This is a genomic window from Pseudomonas sp. GW821-FHT03A09 (assembly GCF_059421065.1).
In genome coordinates this window covers 24,114-46,840 of the sequence record NZ_JBWKUX010000006.1, presented here as the reverse complement: position 1 = coordinate 46,840, position 22,727 = coordinate 24,114, and the positions used below count along the sequence as shown (strand labels likewise).

The window sequence follows — 22,727 nt, the reverse complement described above, 5'->3', positions numbered from 1 at the left end:
TTTTGTATGGGATAAACAGCCCTGCGCAAATTGACCCACGGGTTTACAATTGCCGCTCCTGATCAGGAGTATCCCTGTGCTGACTCATCTCGATTCCCAAGGTCGCGCCCATATGGTCGACGTCACCGAAAAAGCCGTGACGTTCCGTGAGGCCGTGGCCGAAGCGCGGGTGCGCATGCTGCCCGAAACCCTGCAAATGATTGTCGACGGCGCCCACCCCAAGGGCGACGTATTTGCCGTGGCCCGTATCGCCGGCATCCAGGCCGCGAAAAAAACCAGTGATCTGATCCCGCTGTGCCATCCGCTGATGCTCACTGGCGTCAAGGTCGAACTGCGCGCCGATGGCGTGGACGCGGTGCATATCCTGGCGCGGTGCAAACTCTCCGGCCAGACCGGCGTGGAGATGGAAGCCCTGACCGCCGCCAGCGTCGCGGCACTGACGATCTACGACATGTGTAAGGCGGTTGACCGCGGCATGACCATCGAAAACATTCGCCTGCTGGAAAAGCTCGGCGGCAAAAGCGGGCATTTCAAGGCGGACCAGGCATGAGTATCAACGTACTGTTTTTTGCGCGTTACGCGGAGGCGGTGGGCTTTGATTCGCTGGAGATGGAGGGTGATTTCGCCACTGTCGATGCTGTACGTCTGGCGTTGGCCAGTGACCCGGAGTTTGCCGTACTCAACGAGACCAGCCTGATGTGTGCCCGCAACGAGGAACTGTGCGGCCTCGATGAGCCGGTGCAGGCAGGTGACGAAGTGGCGTTCTTTCCTCCTGTGACCGGAGGCTGAACATGGCCATTCGTGTGCAAGTCGAGGCGTTTGATCCAGGCTTTGAAGTCAACGCGATGCACGCCGCCAATGTCGGCGTAGGCGCGGTGGTGAGTTTTGTCGGTTATGTGCGCGACTTCAACGATGGCCGTGAAGTGTCGGGGATGTTCCTGGAGCACTACCCCGGTATGACCGAAAAAGCCCTGGCCAAGATCGCCGTGGAGGCCGAGCAGCGTTGGCCGTTGCTCAAGCTTGAGGTGCTGCATCGCATCGGCGCGCTTGAGCCGGGTGAGCCGATCGTTTTCGTCGCGGCGGCCAGCGCCCACCGCGAGGCTGCGTTCGATGCGTGTGCGTTTGTGATGGATTACCTGAAGACCCGTGCGCCGTTCTGGAAGAAAGAGAACACCGCCGAAGGCCCGCGCTGGGTGGAAGGGCGCAGCAGCGATCACGCGGCGGCGGATCGCTGGAAGTGATCAGCCAAGCCGCTTGGGCGACAGCATCGTTTCGGTCAGGCCCAAACCGCTGAGCGCTTCGGGCAATGGCTCGCCCCGCACTAGCGCCGCGCTGGCCTGGCCCATGGCGGGCGAGGTCTGGATGCCATAGCCACCTTGGGCAGCAATCCAGAAAAAGCCTTCCACCCGGGGATCAAACCCGCACACCAGATCACCGTCGCTGACGAAACTGCGCAGCCCCGCCCAGGTACGGGTAGGGCGGCGGATAGTCAGGTGAGTGGCTTCTTCGATCTGGTAAATGCCCATGGCGATGTCCAGTTCCTCAGGCTGCACGTCGTGGGGCTCTACCGGATCGGCATTGGCGGGAGAGCCGAGGAACATGCCTGCATCCGGCTTCATGTAGAACGAGCCGTCCAGTGCCGCCAGCTCTGGCCATGCATGGATATCCGTGTCCGGTGGTGGGGCGAAGATGAAGGCGCTGCGGCGCTTGGGTTGCAGGCCGATTTTTTGCGCGCCGGCCAGTTCGCCAATCGCATCGGCCCAGGCACCTGCTGCGTTGAGGATGATGGGCGCGCAGAAGTGCCCGCTCGAGGTCTGTACTTGCCACTGGCCCTGGCTGTCACGCTCCAGGTGCTGCACGTCGCTGTGGGTATGAATCTCGCCGCCATTGCGCCGTATGCCGCGCAAATAACCTTGGTACAGCGCGTCGGTATCGATGTCACACACGGTGGGGTCGTAGATCGCACCATGGATTTTTTCTGCGCGCAGGATCGGCACCAGTTCCAGGGCCTCATCGGCGTCCAGCAGGCGAGTGGCTGACACCAGGGCTTTGGCACGTTGGTAGTGGCGCTGCAATTCTTGCTCATCGCCGAGCAAATCCACCAGAAGTTCGCCACGGGGTGTCAGCAGAGGGTGTTCGGTAAAACCGGCGGGTGGGTGGTCGAAAAATGGGCGGCTGCCCAGCGTCAGGGCACGTACCTGGGGTGTGCCGTAGGCGGCGATATACAACGCGGCGGAGCGTCCGGTGGAGTGATAACCCGGCATCGACTCACGTTCCAGCACGATGACTCGGGCATGCTGCGACAGCCAGTAACCGGCAGATGCACCGGCAATGCCGCCGCCGATGATGATGTAGTCGGCGTGGTTCATGGTTCCTCCTGGAATACTTACTTGAAAGCACCGCCAAACAAATGTGGGAGCTGGCTTGTGTGGGAGCCGGGCTTGCCCGCGATACAGGCACCGAGATGTGTCAGTCACACCTCGGTGATGCTATCGCAGGCAAGCCAGCTCCCACACAAGCCAGCTCCCACATTTCTTACTGCGTCCCAGCCTAGGGGCGCTTGCGCTCCACCGCCCGCAACAGATGCGTCGGCGGTGTTTCACAGCTGATCTTGCGGCCCAGCAGCGCCTCGATCGACGGCAACTGATACGAGTCATCTTCACCGGCAAAACTGATCGACACACCCGCCGCGCCGGCACGACCGGTACGGCCAATGCGGTGCACGTAGTCGTCCGGTACTTCCGGCAGGGTGAAGTTGATCACGTGGCTGATGCCGTCGATGTGAATCCCGCGACCTGCCACGTCGGTGGCCACCAGCACACGGATCTTGCCTTCGCGGAAGCCTTCCAGGGTCTTGATGCGTTTGTGCTGCGGCACGTCGCCCGACAACTGCGCGGCGTTGACGCCGTCACGCACCAGGCGTTCTTCGATGCGGCGTACTTCGTCCTTGCGGTTGGCAAAGACCATCACGCGCTCCCAACCGTTATCGTTGACCAGGTTGTAGAGCAGCTTGTACTTGTCGGCCCCGGCGACGGCGTAGATGTGTTGCTCGACGTTTTCACTGGCGACGTTTTCCGCTTCGATCTCGACGATGGACGGGTCGGTGGTCCATTGCTTGGCGAGGTTCATCACGTCGTCGGTAAAGGTCGCGGAGAACAGCAGGGTCTGGCGCTCGGTTTTCGGTGGCGTCTGGCGAATGATCTGGCGTACTTGTGGGATAAAGCCCATATCGAGCATGCGGTCGGCTTCGTCCAGCACCATCACTTCGACCATGTCCAAATGCACGTCGCCACGCTGGTTGAAGTCCAGCAGGCGGCCCGGCGTGGCCACCAGGATGTCGCAGTGACGGGCTTCAAGGTGCTTGAGCTGCTTGTCGAAGTCCATGCCGCCCACGAACGTCATCACGTTGAGACCGGTGTACTTGGTCAGGTCGGCGGCGTCCTTGGCGATCTGCACCACCAGCTCCCGGGTGGGGGCGATGATCAGGGCGCGCGGTTCACCCATGTAGCGCTCTTTCGGCGGCGGCGTCTGCAGCAATTGGGTGATGATCGAGATCAGGAACGCGGCAGTCTTGCCGGTACCGGTCTGGGCACGGCCGATGGCGTCTTTGCCGGCCAGGGTAAAGCCCAGTACCTGCGCCTGGATCGGCGTGCAGTACGGGAAACCCAGGTCCTGGATGGCGTGCATCAGTTCCGGGGCGAGCTTGAAATCATGGAAGCGGGTCTTGCCTTCCTGGGGCTCGACGACGAAGTCTTCGAGTTTCCACGGAATGACCGGCGGTTTTGGCGCACGTTCGCGGCGTGGCTTTGGCGCGACTGGCGCGGGTGTGGCCTCGGCCGGTTTTGCCTGTTCGGGTGGTGTCACCGTTGGCTTCTTCGGCTGGGCGGCAGGTGCGGTCCGGGCGGGCTGTTGACCGTCATTGCGGCTGCCGGGCGTCGGAACGGGAGCACTGGGAACTGGCGCGAGCGGCTCAGCCTCGCTTTTGCCGAACATCTTCTTAAGTGCTTTGAGCACGGTGATCTCATTAATTGGTTAAGGAATGTACGCCGGCCAGTGTAATGCAAGAATCGGGCGCGGCGTAGTGCGTCTGTCATACGGCTACATAAACGCTGGTTTTCAGCCCAGGCGAGCGCTCAACCAGGCACCGATATCACGGATCTCTTCGGGTAACACTTCGTGGCCCATTGGGTATTCCTGCCATGTCACGGTGACACCACGGGTCTTCAAATGCTCATAGGCACTGCGGCCCATGGCGTTCTGTACCACGTCGTCGTAGTGGCCGTGCAGGCACAGGGCTGGAATGCGCTGTTGGCTGGCGGACAATTCCAGCTCATCACCGAACGTCGGTGCGTAGGTGGAGAGGGCGATCACACCACCGAGGGCGCCCTGCCATTTCATGAAAGCGGTGTGGAACACCACGGCGCCACCTTGGGAAAAACCGGCGAGGAAAATCCGCGAAGCGTCTATCCCGGTGCTTTTTTGTTCCTTGATCAAATCGGTGACCATTTTCGCCGATGCTTCCAGCTCTTCCAGGCTGATGGAACGCGCCGGGCTCATGGCCTTGATGTCGTACCAACTGGGCATCTCATAACCACCGTTGATCGTCACTGGACGGGTCGGTGCCTGGGGCAAAACGAAACGGGTTGTCAGTAAATTTTCCTGCAACGCTTCGGCCACCGGCAGGAAGTCGTAGCGATCGGCACCCAGGCCATGCAACCAGATTACGCAGGCGTCTGCGGGCTTGGCGGGCTGAAGAATCAAGGGTTCGGTCATGTCTGCTCCATCTATGTGCGTGCGCTCCGATTGGGTGCGTCGGAACGGTGCGTGAAAGGTTGATCTGTTAAGAGAATGTCGCAAGGTTGAATCTTTTTCTATTGAACAGGGGCTGAAGCGACTCCGCCGGCACTCTGGTACGCGCCTTGCTATGTGTAGGTCGATGTCAGAACTGTTCGCTGACGGTAACACTATCAGTGAGTGCCGTTGGTGGGATAGCAACTGGAATTACCGCGACGACTTCATGCCGCTTGACCCTATAAAAAGCCAACACGGGTCGATATCGCCTCATAAGGGTGCGCTGAGGTTCGAGCTCCGACACAACAAGAGCAACTGGAGGTTTGAATGAAGGTATTGAAATCCACCCTGGCCATCGTCACCGCGGCCGCTGTATTGGGTGTCAGTGGGTTCGCCCAAGCCGGCGCCACCCTGGACGCCGTACAGAAGAAAGGCTTTGTGCAATGTGGCGTGAGTGACGGCCTGCCGGGTTTCTCGGTGCCGGATGCCAGCGGCAAGATCCTCGGGATCGACGCTGACGTGTGCCGTGCCGTTGCCGCTGCCGTCTTCGGTGATGCGACCAAGGTCAAATTCAGCCAGTTGAACGCCAAGGAGCGTTTCACCGCGCTGCAGTCTGGCGAAGTCGACATCCTGTCGCGTAACACCACCATGACCAGCTCCCGCGATGCGGGCATGGGCTTGAAATTCCCGGGTTTCATCACCTACTACGACGGTGTTGGCTTCCTGGTGAACAACAAGCTGGGCGTGAAGAGTGCCAAGGAACTGGACGGTGCAACCATCTGCATCCAGGCCGGTACCACCACAGAACTGAACGTCTCCGACTACTTCCGCGCCAACAACCTCAAATACACCCCGATCACCTTCGACACCTCCGATGAAAGCGCCAAGTCGCTGGAATCCGGGCGTTGCGACGTGCTGACCTCCGACAAGTCCCAGCTGTTCGCCCAGCGCAGCAAGCTGGCCTCGCCGAAAGACTACTCGGTGCTGCCGGAAACCATTTCCAAAGAGCCTCTGGGCCCGGTGGTCCGTAACGGTGACGACGAGTGGCTGGCCATCGTGCGCTGGGTGGGCTACGCCCTGCTCAACGCTGAAGAAGCCGGTATCACTTCGAAAAACGTCGAAGCAGAAGCCAAGTCCACCAAGAACCCGGACGTTGCACGTCTGCTCGGTGCTGACGGCGAATACGGCAAAGACCTGAAACTGAAAAAAGACTGGGTTGTGCAGATCGTCAAGCAAGTCGGTAACTACGGCGAAATCTTCGAGAAAAACCTCGGCAAGAGCACCCCGCTGGAAATCGACCGTGGCCTGAACGCGCTGTGGAACAACGGCGGCATTCAATACGCACCCCCTGTGCGCTGATCGCTGATGGTTCTGTCACCCGGTGGGCCAACCGCCGGGTGATGTTCTGTTCCATTCTCTTCGGGGCACTTCATGCAAAATCAAATCGGCGCACCCAAGCAGAAGCTCAGCTTCAGCGATCCCAAAGTGCGTGCGTGGCTCTTCCAGATCATCACGATTGTGGCGGTGGTCTCGCTGGGCTGGTACCTCTTCAACAACACCCAGACCAACCTTCAACACCGGGGCATTACCTCGGGGTTCGACTTTCTTGAGCGCAGTGCTGGCTTCGGCATCGCGCAGCACTTGATCGACTACACCGAATCGGACAGCTACGCCCGCGTCTTTGTGATCGGTTTGCTCAACACCCTGCTGGTGACTGTGATCGGCGTGGTGCTGGCGACGATCCTGGGGTTTATCGTCGGCGTGGCACGCTTGTCGCCGAACTGGATGATCAACAAGCTGGCGACGGTGTATGTGGAAGTCTTCCGCAACATTCCGCCGCTGCTGCAAATCCTGTTCTGGTACTTCGCGGTATTCCTGACCATGCCGGGGCCGCGTAACAGCCACAACTTCGGCGACACCTTCTTTGTCAGCAGCCGCGGCCTGAATATGCCGGCAGCGATCGCCGCTGACGGTTTCTGGCCGTTCGTGGCAAGCATCGTGGTTGCCATCGTGGCAATCGTGTTCATGGCGCGTTGGGCCAACAAGCGTTTCGAAGCGACTGGCGTACCGTTCCACAAATTCTGGGTGGGCCTGGCGTTGCTCATCGTGATCCCGGCGTTGTGCGCCTTGATCTTCGGCGCGCCACTGCACTGGGAAATGCCGAAGCTGCAAGGTTTCAACTTCGTCGGCGGCTGGGTACTGATCCCAGAGCTGCTGGCACTGACCCTGGCGCTGACCGTCTACACGGCAGCGTTTATCGCCGAGATCGTGCGTTCGGGCATCAAGTCGGTCAGCCACGGCCAGACCGAAGCCGCGCGCTCCCTGGGCCTGCGCCCTGGGCCGACCTTGCGTAAGGTCATCATCCCGCAGGCCCTGCGGGTGATCATTCCGCCGCTGACCAGCCAATACCTGAACCTGGCGAAGAACTCGTCGTTGGCCGCTGGTATCGGTTACCCGGAAATGGTTTCGCTGTTTGCTGGCACGGTGCTCAACCAGACCGGCCAGGCCATCGAAGTCATTGCCATCACCATGAGCGTGTACCTGGCGATCAGCATCAGCATTTCCCTGCTGATGAACTGGTACAACAAGCGCATTGCGCTGATCGAGCGGTGAGGACACCAGCATGACTACGCATACTTTCAAACCTGACATGCCGCCGCCGAGCAAAGTCTTCGGCCCGGTGGCCTGGATGCGCGCCAACCTGTTCTCCAGCTGGCTCAACACCCTGCTGACCTTGCTGGCGATTTACCTGGTGTACCTGGTGGTGCCGCCGATCCTGCATTGGGCCATCCTGGATGCCAACTGGGTCGGCACGACACGCGCTGATTGCACGAAGGAGGGCGCCTGCTGGGTGTTTATCCAACAGCGCTTCGGGCAGTTCATGTACGGCTATTACCCAGCCGATCTGCGCTGGCGTGTGGACCTGACCGTGTGGCTGGCCATCGTCGGCGTGGCGCCGCTGTTCATCTCGCGCTTTCAACGCAAGGCGATATACGGCCTGGGCTTCCTGGTGCTGTACCCGATCATTGCCTACTTCTTGCTGCACGGCGGTGTGTTCGGCCTGACCAACGTGGCGACCAGCCAATGGGGCGGCCTGATGCTGACCCTGGTGATCGCTACCGTCGGTATCGCCGGAGCCTTGCCGTTGGGCATCGTGTTGGCGTTGGGGCGACGTTCGAACATGCCGGCGATTCGAGTGGTCTGCGTGACCTTCATCGAGTTCTGGCGCGGCGTGCCGTTGATCACGGTGCTGTTCATGTCCTCGGTGATGCTGCCGTTGTTCCTGCCCGAAGGCATGAACTTCGACAAGCTGCTGCGGGCGTTGATCGGCGTGATCCTGTTCCAGTCGGCCTACGTGGCCGAGGTGGTGCGCGGCGGTCTGCAGGCGATCCCCAAGGGGCAATACGAGGCGGCTGCGGCGATGGGCCTGGGTTACTGGCGCAGCATGGGCCTGGTGATTCTGCCCCAAGCCTTGAAGCTGGTGATCCCGGGCATCGTCAACACGTTTATCGCGTTGTTCAAGGACACCAGCCTGGTGATCATCATCGGCCTGTTCGACCTGCTCAACAGCGTCAAGCAAGCCGCCGCCGACCCGAAATGGTTGGGCATGGCCACCGAAGGCTACGTGTTCGCGGCCCTGGTGTTCTGGATTTTCTGTTTTGGTATGTCGCGCTATTCCATGCATCTGGAACGCAAGCTCGACACAGGCCACAAGCGTTAGGAGTTCTTTTATGAGCGAAGCAATCAAAAAGCCTGTGGGCCCTGAAGGCATTATCCAGATGCAGGGCGTCAACAAGTGGTACGGCCAGTTCCACGTGTTGAAAGACATCAACCTCAACGTCAAGCAGGGCGAGCGTATCGTGCTGTGCGGGCCGTCGGGTTCGGGCAAGTCCACCACCATTCGCTGCCTCAACCGTCTGGAAGAGCACCAGCAGGGCCGCATCGTGGTCGATGGCGTGGAACTGACCAACGACCTCAAGCAGATCGAAGCGATCCGCCGTGAAGTCGGCATGGTGTTCCAGCACTTCAACCTGTTCCCGCACCTGACCATCCTGCAGAACTGCACGCTGGCGCCGATGTGGGTGCGCAAGATGCCCAAGCGCAAGGCCGAGGAAATCGCCATGCACTACCTGGAGCGCGTGCGTATTCCGGAGCAGGCCCACAAGTTTCCCGGGCAGTTGTCCGGTGGTCAGCAGCAGCGTGTGGCGATTGCCCGTGCTCTGTGCATGAAACCGAAAATCATGCTGTTCGACGAGCCGACTTCGGCACTCGACCCCGAAATGGTGAAAGAGGTTCTGGACACCATGATTGGCCTGGCCGAAGACGGCATGACCATGTTGTGCGTCACCCACGAAATGGGCTTTGCGCGCACCGTGGCCAACCGCGTGATCTTCATGGACAAGGGCGAGATCGTGGAACAGGCGGCACCGAATGACTTCTTCGACAACCCGCAGAATGACCGGACCAAGTTGTTCTTGAGCCAGATTTTGCATTGATCGAGGTTTGAATAAATAAACCCGGCCTGGTGCCGGGTTTATTTTTTGGTGCTAGGACGCTTTGAGTGCTTCAGTGTCGTTGTTCACGGTGTAGGTGAAGGCGCCACGCATGTCAGCGCCTTCGGCTAAGACTTCTGCATCCGCCAGCAAATGCGGGTGACGATCCAATAACCGCATCAGTAATACCAGCGGCTTGGGAGGAAGAAGCTCGCCACGTTCGTAGCGAGAGAAGGCGTTGTGGCCGCCACCGGACAGCAATTTCACCGCCTCTTTTTGGGTAAGGTGCAATTTGCGGCGGATACGTTTCATCTCCGCGCCAATCATCTTTTGGGCAGCTATGACGAGTTCATCGCCTGCTTCTCCATAACGATCCGCACTATCGGTATCTGGGTCCCAAAAGCCGTCGCCGCATACGTGACATTCCCAGCCGGAAAGATTGTCTACCCGGCGCTCCATACCTTTGACCCTGATGGTTTCACTGCGGCCCTCAAAATAATGCAATGCTTCGGGGGCGCCACAGATGTAGCAATTTTTTACCTTCATAGGTTCTTCTCCTTGAAGGAGATCACCGGAGGGTCACCGTCCGGGGAGTAAGTGACCTTGATGTAAATCTCCCTATCTTTTGAGTGCGTGTGATACACGTCCTGCCAAATTCGATGGTCCCTATGAGTGGTCATCGACTTGTACAACATCCAGTTTTGTAACTCATAGATGGCATGCTGCATCTCCTTGATACTGAAGTGGAGTTCCCTGCCGCACCGTTGTGCTGTCTGGGTAAACGCTCTCCTGCCAAGCCGCCTCACATCCGCCTTTATCACCGCCAAATCATAGTGAGGTGTGTACTTTTCCATAAGACACCTGAGTCCAATAATTACCCTCAGAGGGTAATTTTACCAATCGAAAATACTGCTCCTTTCCCTGCCTAAGAACCCTAGTGCGTTGCCTTTGTAGGCAACTCCTAATAGGCTGTAGGAAAATTCATCCTATGATTGGACGAAAGTACAAAGCCCATGACAGACATCACCCCCCTGATCAAACGCTCTCTGGTGGACCAGGCCTTGGAGCAACTGCGCTTGCGCATCAGCCAGGGCGTGTGGGCCATTGACGAGCGCTTGCCCACCGAGCCGGAGCTGTCCGCCGAACTCGGCATCAGCCGCAATACCGTGCGTGAGGCCATGCGTGTGTTAGCGTTTTCCGGATTGATCGAGATACGCCAGGGCGACGGCAGTTACCTGCGCTCGATGACCGACCCGATGGGGGCCATGCGCGCGCTTTCCCATTGCACGCTGGAGCAGGCGCAGGAGACGCGGCAGATTTTGGAAGTGGAGGCCATTGGTCTTGCAGCGCTTCGCCGCACCGAGGAAGACCTCATGGTGCTACGCGAGGCCCTTGATGTCAGCGCGGCGCTGTACCACGGTGACCTGGAGGCCTACATCAGCGCTGACCTGACCTTCCACAAACACTTGGTGGACGCCGCCCACAACCCGGCACTGAGCGAGCTGTACCAATACTTCTCGGCCATCGTCGCCGCCCAGTTGCGTCAGACCTTGAACATCTCACCGCGTCGCCAGGCGGTGTTCGACCTGCATATCGCCTTGCTCGACGCCGTGGAAAACCAAGACCCGGAACGCGCCAAATCCCTCTGCCGGCAGTTGATCAATGAACCCTGAAACCAAGCTTGAAGAACTGTTGATTGACGCCGAAGCCGATGATGAAGTGGTGCAACACACTCACCCGGTGGTGAGTCGCCCCTGGCTGTTGCTGCTGGGCCTGATCCTGGTGGCGCTGAACCTGCGCCCGGCGCTGTCGAGCTTGTCGCCCTTGCTCAGTGAGGTCTCCGCCAGCCTCGGGTTGTCGGCGGCCAAGGCGGGGTTGCTGACCACCTTGCCGGTGTTGTGCCTGGGCCTGTTCGCGCCGACGGCACCGATCCTCGCCCGGCGTTTCTGTGCCGAGCGGGTGGTGCTGGGCATCCTGCTGACACTGGCCGCCGGGATCATCCTGCGCAGTGCTTTTGGCGAAGTCGGTTTGTTTGCCGGCAGCCTGATCGCTGGTGCGAGCATCGGCATCATCGGCGTGTTGCTGCCGGGCATCGTCAAGCGTGATTTCGCCAAGCAGGCGGGCACCATGACCGGTGTCTACACCATGGCGTTGTGCCTGGGCGCGGCGCTGGCCGCGGGAGCCACGGTGCCCCTCAGCCAATACTTCGGCGATAGCTGGGCCTTAGGCCTGGGTTTTTGGATTGTTCCCGCATTGGTGGCGGCGCTGTTCTGGTTGCCGCAAGTGGGGCAGAAACACGGCGCGCACCGGGTGGCCTATCGCGTGAAGGGGTTATTGCGTGATCCATTGGCGTGGCAAGTGACCTTGTACATGGGGTTGCAATCGTCCCTGGCATACATCGTGTTTGGTTGGCTGCCATCGATCCTGATCGGCCGTGGCTTGAGTGCCACCGAGGCAGGATTGGCGTTGTCGGGTTCCATCATCGTGCAATTGGTCAGCTCCCTTGCCGCGCCGTGGCTGGCCACCCGTGGCAAGGACCAGCGCCTGGCAATCGTGGTGGTGATGGTGTTGACCCTTGGCGGTCTGTTCGGCTGCCTATATGCGCCGATTGATGGCTTGTGGGGATGGGCAATCCTGTTGGGCCTGGGGCAGGGTGGTACGTTCAGCCTGGCGCTGACGTTGATTGTGCTGCGCTCGAGGGATTCCCATGTGGCGGCCAACCTGTCGAGCATGGCCCAGGGTATCGGCTACACGCTGGCATCGATGGGGCCGCTGGCGGTGGGTGTACTGCATGATTGGACCGGTGGCTGGGGCGCCACCGGTTGGGTGTTCGGAGTGATCGGCGTGGGGGCTATCATTACCGGTTGCGGCGCAGGTCGCGCGCGGTACGTCGAAGTCACCAGCGAGAAGGCCTGATTACAGGTACACCACTTCCAGTGTGGCGGAGCCGTCCATCGGCGTTTCCACACTCAGGTCCAGGTTCTGCTTGGCGTTGATCACCGCCTCCAGGCTCAGGGTGCTGGTCAGGTTCTGGATCGCCGAAGGGCCAGCCGTGCTGCCGGCCACATCGGTGAAGCCCAGCAAGCTGCGCGAACCGATGTCGATGGGGTTGGTGTTGGATGTGCGCCAGGCCAGACCACCGGTGGTCGATTCGGTGCCGTAGGTCACGGGCAGGTCATCGGCCACGGTCTGCTTGGGGTCGAATTTCACCGAGTACACGCCAATCTTGTTGCTTGCGCTGTCCAGGCCCAGGCCGTAGTAGATTTCACTGTTGACATGGGCGCTGCCGTCACGGTTATCGCGCATGCGCAAGGCATAGCGGCCAGGCGCGTTGCAGCTCACCGTCAACGTCAGTGATTTGAGCGGCAGCCGAGTGCCGGTGGTTTGGTTGAGGTCTTGTTGGGAGATCTTGCCGAAGTCGATCAACCCGCCTCCTGAGAGCACCGGTGTGCAGGCCATAGGTGTGATCAGCCCGCCGACGGTCAGTTCGACGGTGGAGGCGGCTTGGGCTGTTCCTATGCAAGACAACCATGCGCAGGCCGTCAGAGGAATCAGTAACGTTTTCATGGTCAAGCTCCTACAGGTAGTTCATGGACAGGGTCACGGAACCGTCGATGGGGACTTCTTCGGTCAAAGGCAGCGTGTTGCTCGGAGCGATGGTGGGCGTGATCAGCACACCGGCGGTGACTTGTTGCACCGGTGCCGGCACTGTTGGATTTGGGGTAAGTGAAAACGAGGAGAGAAAGTAATGGGACAGCAGGCTTATTGGTGCCCAGGTAGAGGTGCCGCTGGAGCCGATGGGGTACATACCGACGCCGTCGGCTACGATCGAGTTGAGGTTCAGAGACATATAGCCAAGCGGTACGGTGCCGTTGACCATCCCCAGGCCGAACCGCGTCGTTCCCACTTCACTGTTGGAGCCGAGGCGGTTATCCCTGGGCTCCAGCGCCAATAATGTTGGCGCCTCGCAACTGATCGACAATTGCAGGTTGTGCGTCGGCAATTTGGTGGGTTGATCGACGTTCAGCTCTTTGGCGGCAATCTTGCCCAGGTCATACACGCCGCCATTGGATAGGCTCGGTGTGCAGGCGCTGGGGGTGATCAGGCCGGTGACGTTCAAGTCAACGGCGGAGGCGGCATGGGCCGACATCGTTGTGGTCAGCCCTGCTAGGAAGGCCAGGGGGGCCAGGAATAATTTCACGGTGTGCTCCTATAAATAATGAATTTCGAGGGTGCCCGAACCGTCGAGCCGCACCTCATTGCCTAAGTCCAAGGAGCCCAGGGGGGCAATGATTGCCTCCAGGCTCAGAGTGGTGTTGAGGTTCTGAATGGCGTCGGGTCCACCGTTACTGCCGGAGGTGGCGCTGAACCCCAGGTAACGACTGGCACCGATGGGCGCAATGCGCAGGCTGGCACTGCTCCAGGGCAGGCCGCCCGTGGCGGAATCGGTGCTGAAGACCTGAGTGACGCTGTCGGCTGTGATATGGGTGGGATCGAACAGCAACCGATAGCGCCCGATTTTCTGCTGGCGGGCGTCCAGGCCCAGTCCGTAGGTGCTTTCGTCGCCCGCGCCGGTTGCCGAACCCTGGCGGTTGTCCTGCATGCGCAGGGCATAGGCCGTGGGGGCGTCGCAGGTCACGCTGAACGACACGGTGCGTGGTGCCAAGACAGTGTCCTTGTCGACATTCAGGTCGCTGACCGACAACTTGCCCAGCTCCACATGCCCGCCGTTGGACAGGGTGGGTGTGCAAGCTGCCGGCGCAAATCGCGCTTGCAGGTGCAGCTCCCGCGAACGCCCGGCAGCGAGGGCGTCGAATAATCCGGCGACGTCCCAGGTGACGGCGTCGCGTACTCGCGTTGCGTTCTCGTTGGCCCAGGCGCTGGCATCGATCTGCAGCGACAAGTTGCGCCCGGTCACCGCCACGCCACCGCGCATCGGTACTATGCCGTGGTCCGGTTGCCAGGGCAGTTGCGTGCTGACAGCGGACGGCGCCTGCCCCTGGCCAGCAATCAAACCCAGCTCCACCGCCTGACCGTCGAGGACCGCGTCGCTGATGCGCAGGCCGTAGCTGCCGCGCTCGGTAAAACGAAAGCGTTCGGGCCCCGCGCCCGGACCGCGATAAAACACGCTCATGTCGGTGGGCTGCGCACAGTTCAGCGTGAGGGTGATACGCCGCTCTCCCAGCAACCGCTCAGGCGCGGGGACCAACGCCACGGCGCGGTTCATCAAGCCGAAGTCCACGTGCGTCTGGCTGAGGTTGAGCTGGCATTCTTCAGTGGCCAGGGCGTGATGGCTTAGCAGAATGCCCAGAACGTACAAAGCAGGTTTCAGGTCCATGATCAAAGTCCTCATGGCTGGTGGCACCGGGCCGGTGCGGTTTCGAAATACACCTCGGGGTCAGCCTCTTTCGGCAGTTCGAAGCTCAGGCGACAGCGCGCGTGGCCGGGGGCCTTGACCCACAAGGGGCGCGTATCCAGCACGTCGGGCAGGAATACTTGGCTGCCTTCTTGTACCAGGGTGATGAACTCACCCTCGGCAGTGCTCACGGTGGCGCCACGCGGTAGCGGTTGGCCGTTGTCGGTGGTTACGTTGAGCAGCGCACGACGGGTGAGGGCTACGCCGAATTGCACCTTGTCCACGGCTCCGCGCCCGGCAGAAATCACCGCCAGGCCATTGTGGATATCGGCATTGCGCGGCAGCGAGCGGGTCTGTACTTCCACCGGGCTACGGCCATAGGCGCTGACTTGCGGCACCACCGCCCGGCCTTGCCAATCGGTCCAGACTGGGCCGCTTGGGGTGCTGACCTTGATCCCTGCCATTTCGCCCACTGACATCACGGCAAAGGTGTCGCGCACCGGGTACGGCGAGAACGTCACACCGTCGCCATGCAGTACCACGCCGCCGCGGGCGCCGCCCTGATAACTGGTGCGCTCGTCGTCGCTGCGGGTGTAGTTGAAATCCAGTTGGCTGTACCACGGCAGTGCGGACACACCAATCGACGACTCCACTTCGCGGTCACGGCTATCGTGTTCCACGCCCACCCGGTAGCTCAGTTGGTCGTTGAGTTGTTCGCTCAAGCCCGCGCCGAGTCGGTGCTCACTCCCGGTCCTGCGCGCCCAGGTGCGCACTCGGCGGTTTTCACCCAGCGGCATGCTGATGTTCAGGTAGAGGCTGTCATCGTTCTGCTGACGGCCGCCCACTTGCCATTCGGCACTGGCGGACACCGACACCCGGCCAAAACTGGTGCCCCAGGACGCGAGCGCACGGCTGCTGCTTTCACCGTTATAGGACGCTGTTCGCGAGACGCCTGCGCTGAATGCACCCAGTTGCGGATGTGCCCAGGACGCCGTGAGGCTTTGCTGGTCGCGATAGCGCGAACGCTGTTGGTCACGGCTGTTGCCGACGAAGGTCGAGTCTTCGAGGTCGCGATAGCCTTGTGAGCGCCACGAGCTGGCGGTGCTCACCGACCAGTTTTCGCTGAAGCGCTGGGACCACGACAGGTCGGTCTGAACGCCCCGTTCACGCCCCTGATGATTGGCTTGGGCTGCTTGTGCCGAAAACTGCAATTGGCTGTCCTGCCAGGGCAGCCACCCCAGGTTCATACCCGCCGAGCGATAGGCGTCGGCCACCAGCACGCCGCCGCCCAGGTTGACTTGCGGGTGCACGGCACCGCTCCAGCCCGCGCTGACTACCCAGGGTTCGGTGCCGTCGCTGTCGCCGATCTGCCGCACGCGCCCGGCGGCCACGGAATAGCCCGGAGCTGGCAAGCCCAGGCCCAGCATGGCGGCAGGCACGGTAAAGCGGCGCTCTTCGCCGCTGGTTTCCTTGACCGTCACTTCCACGTCGGAGCGGCTGTTCAAACGACGTACATCGGTCAGCGCAAACGGCCCTGCCGGCACTACCGTGGAGTGAATCAACGCACCGTTCTGACGTACCTCCACCTGGGCCGGGCTGTTGGCGATACCGGTAATGGTCGCGCCTTGGTTCTGGTCTTGCAGGGCGGTTTCGGTCAGCACTTGGGCGCCGGTGATTTGCGTACCCGCCAGCACCGGGTTGTAGAGGCTGATCTGTCCGGCTTGCAACACCGCCTGCTGTTCGGCAAAGGTACGCTGGGCATAAGCATCCAGGTGGGTGGTGCGCGAGCGGCTGTCTTGCCAGGTCTTGACCTGACGGCTGCGCACGATCCAGTCACCGGCATTGAAACCCACTTCGGTGTTGGCTGAGCCGAAGCGACTGGTGTTGTCACCGAACTCGTTGTAGAGACCGGTGAGGTCGTAGTTGAGCAGGCCGGCGAACCCACCGGTCTGGTAGCCGGAGATATCTTGTTGGGCAGGACGCAGGGCATCGGTGGGCACGACCAGGGTCAGGCTCAAGCTGGCCGGGTCTTGCTCGACCACGGTTTGCGGGTAGCGTTCTATAAAACGATGGCAGGTTGGGTTGCCTGTGTCGTCAGGCACAGTCAGGTTGGCCGCATCCAGTAGCGGCCGGCTGAAACAGAGCCCCCCTTGGCGATCAAACTCGATATCCACCCGACCCCGGCGTTGGCCGTTGACGCTCAGGTTGACGGCATGTCGGCCCGCGGCAAAGCGCGGAGCTTCCAGTAGCAGGTTGGCCAGATCCGGGTCGATGCCTCTACGGGACAAGGTTTGGGGGTCGAAAGAACCGGCAATCAGGTTGTCACTCGCCAGTGGTGCCTCGGACGGCAGCGTGCCGCCCAGCGTCAGCGCCAGCCCTGCCAGTAATTTGCGTGCGCGGCGCGGTGAAACGCCAGGCACGGCTGTGCCGTCGCGATCAGTTATTGCTGTGCTCACAAGGTCATACTCATGTGGTTGCCTGCTGACTCTGCGGTGCAGTCAGGCTGGTGGGTGGCGTTGGCAGGCCACTCTTTTTCTAAAGGGAGAACGGTGCTTCATAGGGCGCAACAGCGAAGCCATACACGGTGGCTGGCTGCAGTTGTACGCGGTTGGCACCGACGCCGCTGGCTGTCACTTTCAGGGTTTCGCCGGGCAACACATAGGTGCGTGGCAACAGGGCAGAACCATTGCCGGGTAGCAGCCGAAGCTCCTGGGCCAGGCGTACTACATACGGTGTCGGGTTGCTCACACTTAATTGATCGCTGTTCAAACGCCACTCAAGTCCCGTCCAAGGCGTGCGATTGGGCGCGAGCCCCTTGGGATGCAGGATCACTGGCAGGTTCTGACGGACCGTCACACCGACGCGCGCATGCCCGGCCTGGGCCGTTGAGCGGCCTTGGGGCATACCCTCGAAAATCACCCGCTTGAGGCGTTGTGTCGTCAAGGGTTCAGGCGATTGCAGAATGAAGCGGATGAGCTGGCTCTTGGCCGGCTCGACCCGGGCCAGGGGCGGGGTCACGAACAACAGAGAGGCTTTGTCCTCGGGAATGTCTTCGAGGGTCACATGCAGCAGCGCCAGCTTGTTATCGGTGTTGGTCACGGTGACTGAGGCTTCGCCATCGGCCTCATTGACGATCACCACCGAGGTGTCCGGCACCATGCCGTCGGCTAGAACCCACGCGGGGGTACCGAACGCCAGGGCCAGCGCACCGAGGTAGAGGCCGGTGAAGCGAGCAACGAGGAACGTTCTGGTTAAACAAGGTAGGGGGGGCATGATTACAAATACCTCAGGTCAAGCACGATGGAGCCGTCCAGCGGCACCTCCTGCTTGAGGGTCAAATAGGCGGCCGCGTTGATGGACGTGTTGACTTGCAAGGTGGCCGTGATCAGACGGTGGGGTTCTGGCACCAACGTTCCCGGTTGGGCAAAGCCCATGTAGTTGTTGGGGTAGGCATTGGTTTCCGGGAACCAGGTCAGGCCTTGGTTGCTGGATGCCAGGACCAGCACGCGCTTGCCATCGCCCATCACTTCGCGAAAGGCGACGGATACCGTGCCGAGTCGTTCCGCGGGCGCATGGATGTTATTGCCCAGGCCATAGTAAAAACCTGGGCCCAGGGATGAATCGGCGCGATTGTCCATTCCCACCAATACGTACAGCACCAACTCGTTGCAGCTCACATTCAGGTCCAGGGTCTGGGGCGGCAAGGCACTGAATTCGTACTGGTTGAGGCTGCGTGCGGGCACCATGCCGTGGTCGACGATGCCATCGGCCGACAATGTAGGTGTGCAGGCACTGGGTGTGATCAGCCCGGTAACGTTCAATTCGGTACTGGATGCCGCCAGCGCCATGGGGCCAGCACTCAACAGGTAAAACATGGCAAGAAGGCGTGAAGAGGTGTGCTTCATGGGGGAGGTTCACCGGTTGCCTGGTTCATCGTTTCGATAGGGGGTAACGACAGGTTTCGAGACCTGCCGTTGCTCGCTTCAAGGTGTGTTTACAAGTAGCGCACAGTGACGGTCACCGAGCCGTCAATGGCGGCTTCGTTGGTCAGCGTCAATTGGCTGGACGGAGCGATTTTTGGACTGACGACCAGGTCCGAGGTGAGCACCTGAACCGGGATGGGGGCGTCGACAGTGGCGTCGGCCACCGAGATCAGGTTGTAAGGCATCAGGTTTGGCTCATTGAACCAAGTCACGCCGCCGTCTACGGAGCCGATGGCCCTGGCTGCCACGCCATCGGCGACCGGTGAGAGCAAGCGCAGGGTCATGGCGCCAAGTTTTTCCGTGCCATTGATCAGGCCCAGGCCGAACTCCATCATGTCGTTGCCGTAGTTCGAACCGGCGCGGTTATCGTCGGCGTCCAAAGCCATCAGGGTTGCGGCGTCACAGGTGACGGTCAGTTGCACGGTTTGCTCGCCGAGCTGGGTTACTTGGTCGACATTCAGGTCCTTGGCCGAAATTTTGCCGTAGTCCACCAGACCGCCACTGGACATGGCTGGGGTGCAGGCGCTTGGAGTGATCAAGCCTTTGACAGTCAAGTCGACGCTGGACGCGGCGAAGGCACTGGTGCTGCAGGCGAGCAACAGGGCGGCGGTAAGGGATTTGAAAGCGGTGTTCATGGTGTGGCTCCTGAGTAGAGGCAGAGGGGAGAGGTGGCTTACCAGTATTTGATTTGCAGCGTGGCTTGGCCGTCGATCGGTACTTCGTCGAGCAACGTCAGGTCGGTAGCAGGCACGAGGATGGTGAAGGCACGCAGGCGTGCGCTCAGGTCTTGCAGAGCAATGGGTGTGGTGGGATCGCTCGGTGCGGCGAACGAGGTCAAGCCGGCGTGCCCCAAGTACGACGACGTACGCCAGCTGGCCCCGCCATCGCTAGAAAAAATAGCCTGCACTGGCACGCTGTCGGCCATTGGGTCGAATACCCCGAAGGCCACGCTACCTAGCTTCTGGCTCTCGTTGATCATGCCCAGCCCGTGGTGCATCGGGTTGATCGCCGAGGTTCCCGCGCGGTTATCGACGGTGGTCAGGGTGAAAAATGTTTCGCCTTCGCAATGCACTTGCAGGTTCATTTCTCCGGGTTTCAAGCTGGTCGGCGCTTCCAGATGCAAGTCCTTGGCGGTCAGCTTGCCGTGGTCGATAACACCTCCACCGGACAGGCTGGGGGTGCAGGACGCCGGGGTGATGATCCCGGTGACGCTCAAGTCCGTATTGCTGGAAGCAAATGCACTGGGTGCGCACGTCACCAGCAGGATGGCAAGCGCAGCAGAGGGGGTTTTATCCATGGGCACAGGTCCTTGTGAGTGGCGTTTGAGTTGCGGGGTCAGAGATACAGAAGATCCAACGAAGCACTACCGTCCAGGGGCGCTTCTCCCTTCAAGGTCAGGCTATTGGTGGGCGCAATAAAGGTGATGACCTGAAGGTCGGCGGTTACCGTTTTCAGCGCTTTGGGGAAGTAAGGGCCACCGGTGCCCGGGGTATCGCTAAATGAGTTCCAGTAGGTATGTCTCATATCGCCGCCCCACTTCAACCAACTCTGGCCTTGATTGAATGAACTGATCGTGAATACGGCGGAGTCAGAGACAGGGTTAAGCAGTTCCAGGGAGTAGCTGCCTAATTTCTCATCACCATTGATATAGCCCAGGCCGTAATACCAGCTCAGGCTAGGGAAGATTGACGAGCCAAAGCGATTGTCCTTTGCGTTAAGGGCAAACAGGGTCGGGGTCTCACAGTGGATACTCAGCTGGAGGGTGGCGGGGGGGAATTCGGTTGGGGTGTCGACAGACAGATCCTTGGCCGGGATCTTGCCGTAATCCACCGTGCCACCCTGGGAAAGGCTGGGAACGCACGCGCTGGGGGTGATACTTCCCTTGACGGTCAAATCCACACTACTGGCGGCCAGTACACCTGATGTAGCACCAAACAGTGTGGCAGCCACCAGCGTGGCAAATGAGGCTTTCATCGAATCGGGCTCCTAGTAACGAATGGGACTCAGGGAGCTCTGGCGGTGCGCGGATGGGGGTTGGCAGTGTGCTTATGGTTTTTAGCCCCATCGCGCCTTCTTTAGCCTGAGCGACGGCAACTTTATCGATGGGGCTTCAGCGGTTGAATGCAACTATTACGATAGTGGTCGACTGTGCCGGTGTTCTCTGGAAAATGAGGTTGTGCCTGTAGGAAAAACTGAATTGTCGTAGTTGTTGTATCGCCTTGATTTGCTCATTCGGATATTTTTCGCGCCATCAAAGAGCCTTTATTCGAGTGAGGTCGACCGTCAGGTCGGCACCCGTCAGCCACTTGCAGGGCCGACGCGCTGATCGTTTTGCGTGAGGTCGTTATGCAGCATACGAGTGCCGGTCGTAGTCCTGGCAGTGCAATGCCCCAGTCGCCGCATTGGCAAGCGATCCGGGTGTTGCTGGCAGATGACCACGGCGCGTATCGCTTGTTGATCGGCTCATTTCTGCACACGCTGGGAGTGGCTCATGAAACGGTCGAGGATGGGCAGCAGGCGCTTGATGTGTTGGCTGTACGCCCATTTCATCTGGTTATCAGCGACTGTCGTATGCCGGTGATGGATGGCTATGCCATGACCCGCGAACTGCGCCACCGCGAAAGTGAAACAGGGGCGGCGCGTATTCCTGTGATTGCCTTGACTGCCTGCCTGGATATGGCACAGATCCAGCGTTGCGTGGCGTGCGGCATGGATGACTGGATGCTCAAACCCATCACCCTTGGGCAATTGCGCGAGGTGCTGTTGTATTGGTTGCCTGACCCCGCAACGTATTGGCGGCAGGCCAGGCGCCCCGCCAATTTGGCGCGTCTACACGGCAGGTACCCCACGCGTGCCAGCCTGATCGCCACCTTCGGTTTCTGGGAGATCGTGGAGCCGCTGTTGTTTTGCCTGATTCAGGAAGCCCACGATGATCTGGCCGCGCTGGATCAAGCGCGTAACGACCTTGACGTCACCCTGACCACCCAGCACTTGCACCGGCTGGTCGGTGGCGTAGCGTTTTTGGGCGATACCGGTCTTGAGCAGCGTGCGATACACCTGATCGAACGGGTGAATCGCACAGGGGTCACGGCGAACCGTTCACTGCTTGAGCGCTTTAACGGAGACATCGAGCGTTACCTGTTGTATTTGGCGAGTCTGTGATTGTTTATATGAATATGTAGGAATTTTTAATTTTGTTTGTAGGTTGTTTCTGTCGTCTAATTCTTTTTATTTTGTAGGTGTAAGTTGGTGCTTCATAAGTACTGGCTACCTGCGGGGAGTTTGTCCGAGAACGCTGGTTGTTGTGTAAGACTTGTCGATGTATTTTGAAAGAATTCAACTTGCCATCATGGAAAATACGATGCTTCGGATAATTATTGCCGACGATCACCCGATTGTTCGTGTTGGGCAGAAAGTAGTGATCGAGGCCAGTGGTTTATGCAAAGTCGTCGGTGAGGCCAATGGCCCCGACCAACTGCTGGCGCTGGTTGCCAGTATGCCGTGCGATGCAATCGTCACGGATTTCGCCATGCCGGGTGACCAGCAGGCTGACGGTTATGGGTTGCTGGGTTTGCTCCAGCGCCAGTACCCGTCGCTGCCGGTGATTCTGGTGACCATGTTTGCCAATGTCACCACACTGAGGGCCGCGTTCAACCATGGTGCTCGGGCCATTGTGGCCAAGAGCGCTTCAGCGAGGGAACTGCCGTTGGCCTTGAAGACGGTGATCAATGGGCGAACTTTCGTCAGTGAATGCCTTCGTGCCCAGATGGATCTTGCGGGCACTTCGAGTACAAGGGAGTTACCTCAACTTTCTGGCAAGGAGCGCGAAGTGGTGCGAATGCTGGCCAGTGGCATGACCGTCAGCCAGATCGCCGCTCAGGTCAATCGCAGTATTTCCACCATCAGTAAGCAAAAGAGTACGGCGATGTTGCGGTTGTGTATTTCGACCGACGTCGATTTGTACGCGTATGCCAGGGAAAGTGGCATGGTGCCTAAAATTTAAAATTATTTCCTGTGATGGTTTGGGTTTTATTTGTGGTTAGTTGTGAGAGGGTATTCGTAATACTTGTATTTGGACGGGTTTGTGAATCTATTACATTGGTT

25 protein-coding genes are annotated in these 22,727 nt (G+C 59.9%); 11 read left to right on the top strand and 14 right to left on the bottom strand.

Annotated elements, in window-relative coordinates:
• Positions 1-76: 76 nt before the first annotated feature.
• The 3 genes from moaC to moaE are packed head-to-tail and all read left to right on the top strand — an operon-like array spanning position 77 to position 1,241.
• Positions 77-550 (top strand): cyclic pyranopterin monophosphate synthase MoaC, encoded by a 474-nt coding sequence (gene moaC, locus AC07V4_RS12835; protein WP_431753221.1) that lies wholly within the window; start codon positions 77-79, stop codon positions 548-550.
• Positions 547-789, top strand: coding sequence for a molybdopterin converting factor subunit 1 (gene moaD / locus AC07V4_RS12830; protein ID WP_033899587.1), 243 nt, complete (start codon positions 547-549; stop codon positions 787-789). The genes moaC and moaD overlap by 4 nt, the downstream gene beginning before the upstream one ends.
• 2 nt (positions 790-791) lie before the next feature.
• Positions 792-1,241, top strand: a complete 450-nt coding sequence (moaE, locus tag AC07V4_RS12825) for a molybdopterin synthase catalytic subunit MoaE (RefSeq protein ID WP_431753219.1) — start codon at positions 792-794, stop codon at positions 1,239-1,241.
• Here moaE and AC07V4_RS12820 read toward each other — a convergent pair whose 3' ends face one another.
• The 3 genes from AC07V4_RS12820 to AC07V4_RS12810 all read right to left on the bottom strand — a co-directional run bounded on the left by AC07V4_RS12820 (position 1,242) and on the right by AC07V4_RS12810 (position 4,773).
• Positions 1,242-2,369: an NAD(P)/FAD-dependent oxidoreductase gene (locus AC07V4_RS12820; protein WP_492636924.1), complete on the bottom strand. Its 1,128-nt coding sequence runs from the start codon at positions 2,367-2,369 to the stop codon at positions 1,242-1,244.
• Between the two features lie 181 nt (positions 2,370-2,550).
• Complete coding sequence (rhlB, locus tag AC07V4_RS12815) at positions 2,551-4,020, bottom strand: ATP-dependent RNA helicase RhlB (protein WP_492636974.1); 1,470 nt, start codon at positions 4,018-4,020, stop codon at positions 2,551-2,553.
• A gap of 96 nt (positions 4,021-4,116) precedes the next feature.
• Positions 4,117-4,773: an alpha/beta hydrolase gene (locus tag AC07V4_RS12810; RefSeq protein ID WP_492636925.1), complete on the bottom strand. Its 657-nt coding sequence runs from the start codon at positions 4,771-4,773 to the stop codon at positions 4,117-4,119.
• Between the two features lie 345 nt (positions 4,774-5,118).
• On the opposite strand from AC07V4_RS12810, the gene AC07V4_RS12805 reads away from it, so the two are divergent.
• The 4 genes from AC07V4_RS12805 (at position 5,119) to AC07V4_RS12790 (ending at position 9,287) form a co-directional block, all read left to right on the top strand.
• A complete protein-coding gene (locus tag AC07V4_RS12805; RefSeq protein WP_431751391.1) occupies positions 5,119-6,150 on the top strand; it encodes an amino acid ABC transporter substrate-binding protein in 1,032 nt (343 codons plus the stop codon).
• 72 nt (positions 6,151-6,222) lie between these two features.
• Entirely contained in the window at positions 6,223-7,404 is a 1,182-nt protein-coding gene (locus AC07V4_RS12800) for an amino acid ABC transporter permease (protein ID WP_492636926.1), read from the top strand.
• A gap of 10 nt (positions 7,405-7,414) precedes the next feature.
• Positions 7,415-8,512, top strand: a complete 1,098-nt coding sequence (locus tag AC07V4_RS12795; RefSeq protein WP_492636927.1) for an amino acid ABC transporter permease — start codon at positions 7,415-7,417, stop codon at positions 8,510-8,512.
• Positions 8,513-8,522: 10 nt separating this feature from the next.
• The gene (locus tag AC07V4_RS12790; protein ID WP_003221897.1) at positions 8,523-9,287 is read left to right on the top strand and encodes an amino acid ABC transporter ATP-binding protein; all 765 of its coding nucleotides are present in this window, start codon (positions 8,523-8,525) and stop codon (positions 9,285-9,287) included.
• 51 nt (positions 9,288-9,338) lie between these two features.
• Here AC07V4_RS12790 and AC07V4_RS12785 read toward each other — a convergent pair whose 3' ends face one another.
• Both AC07V4_RS12785 and AC07V4_RS12780 read right to left on the bottom strand, forming a co-directional pair.
• Positions 9,339-9,830: a type II toxin-antitoxin system MqsA family antitoxin gene (locus tag AC07V4_RS12785; protein WP_492636928.1), complete on the bottom strand. Its 492-nt coding sequence runs from the start codon at positions 9,828-9,830 to the stop codon at positions 9,339-9,341.
• Positions 9,827-10,138 carry a type II toxin-antitoxin system MqsR family toxin gene (locus AC07V4_RS12780; protein WP_038849978.1) on the bottom strand — a complete coding sequence of 104 codons (312 nt, stop codon included), beginning with the start codon at positions 10,136-10,138 and terminating at the stop codon, positions 9,827-9,829. Before AC07V4_RS12780 ends, AC07V4_RS12785 begins: the two co-directional genes overlap by 4 nt.
• Before the next feature lie 159 nt (positions 10,139-10,297).
• Here AC07V4_RS12780 and AC07V4_RS12775 point away from each other — a divergent pair, with 159 nt between their 5' ends.
• On the top strand, positions 10,298-10,957 hold the full coding sequence (locus AC07V4_RS12775) for a FadR/GntR family transcriptional regulator (RefSeq protein ID WP_492636929.1): 660 nt from the start codon (positions 10,298-10,300) through the stop codon (positions 10,955-10,957).
• Positions 10,947-12,200 (top strand): CynX/NimT family MFS transporter, encoded by a 1,254-nt coding sequence (locus AC07V4_RS12770; protein WP_492636930.1) that lies wholly within the window; start codon positions 10,947-10,949, stop codon positions 12,198-12,200. The genes AC07V4_RS12775 and AC07V4_RS12770 overlap by 11 nt, the downstream gene beginning before the upstream one ends.
• On the opposite strand, the gene AC07V4_RS12765 is transcribed toward AC07V4_RS12770, so the two are convergent.
• The 9 genes from AC07V4_RS12765 to AC07V4_RS12725 all read right to left on the bottom strand — a co-directional run bounded on the left by AC07V4_RS12765 (position 12,201) and on the right by AC07V4_RS12725 (position 20,597).
• On the bottom strand, positions 12,201-12,851 hold the full coding sequence (locus AC07V4_RS12765) for a DUF1120 domain-containing protein (RefSeq protein ID WP_492636931.1): 651 nt from the start codon (positions 12,849-12,851) through the stop codon (positions 12,201-12,203).
• 10 nt (positions 12,852-12,861) lie between these two features.
• Complete coding sequence (locus AC07V4_RS12760; RefSeq protein ID WP_492636932.1) at positions 12,862-13,485, bottom strand: DUF1120 domain-containing protein; 624 nt, start codon at positions 13,483-13,485, stop codon at positions 12,862-12,864.
• Positions 13,486-13,494: 9 nt separating this feature from the next.
• Positions 13,495-14,622 (bottom strand): DUF1120 domain-containing protein, encoded by a 1,128-nt coding sequence (locus tag AC07V4_RS12755; protein WP_492636933.1) that lies wholly within the window; start codon positions 14,620-14,622, stop codon positions 13,495-13,497.
• An 11-nt stretch (positions 14,623-14,633) separates the two neighbouring features.
• On the bottom strand, positions 14,634-17,096 hold the full coding sequence (locus AC07V4_RS12750; protein ID WP_492636934.1) for a fimbria/pilus outer membrane usher protein: 2,463 nt from the start codon (positions 17,094-17,096) through the stop codon (positions 14,634-14,636).
• Between the two features lie 79 nt (positions 17,097-17,175).
• A complete protein-coding gene (locus AC07V4_RS12745; protein ID WP_492636935.1) occupies positions 17,176-17,913 on the bottom strand; it encodes a fimbria/pilus chaperone family protein in 738 nt (245 codons plus the stop codon).
• Between the two features lie 2 nt (positions 17,914-17,915).
• Positions 17,916-18,545 (bottom strand): DUF1120 domain-containing protein, encoded by a 630-nt coding sequence (locus tag AC07V4_RS12740; protein ID WP_492636936.1) that lies wholly within the window; start codon positions 18,543-18,545, stop codon positions 17,916-17,918.
• Positions 18,546-18,634: 89 nt separating this feature from the next.
• Positions 18,635-19,258, bottom strand: coding sequence for a DUF1120 domain-containing protein (locus AC07V4_RS12735; protein ID WP_492636937.1), 624 nt, complete (start codon positions 19,256-19,258; stop codon positions 18,635-18,637).
• Between the two features lie 38 nt (positions 19,259-19,296).
• On the bottom strand, positions 19,297-19,920 hold the full coding sequence (locus AC07V4_RS12730) for a DUF1120 domain-containing protein (RefSeq protein WP_492636938.1): 624 nt from the start codon (positions 19,918-19,920) through the stop codon (positions 19,297-19,299).
• A gap of 38 nt (positions 19,921-19,958) precedes the next feature.
• Positions 19,959-20,597: a DUF1120 domain-containing protein gene (locus AC07V4_RS12725; protein ID WP_492636939.1), complete on the bottom strand. Its 639-nt coding sequence runs from the start codon at positions 20,595-20,597 to the stop codon at positions 19,959-19,961.
• A 372-nt stretch (positions 20,598-20,969) separates the two neighbouring features.
• Here AC07V4_RS12725 and AC07V4_RS12720 point away from each other — a divergent pair, with 372 nt between their 5' ends.
• On the top strand, positions 20,970-21,785 hold the full coding sequence (locus AC07V4_RS12720) for a response regulator (protein WP_492636940.1): 816 nt from the start codon (positions 20,970-20,972) through the stop codon (positions 21,783-21,785).
• 199 nt (positions 21,786-21,984) lie between these two features.
• Entirely contained in the window at positions 21,985-22,626 is a 642-nt protein-coding gene (locus AC07V4_RS12715; protein WP_492636941.1) for a response regulator, read from the top strand.
• Positions 22,627-22,727: the final 101 nt, after the last annotated feature.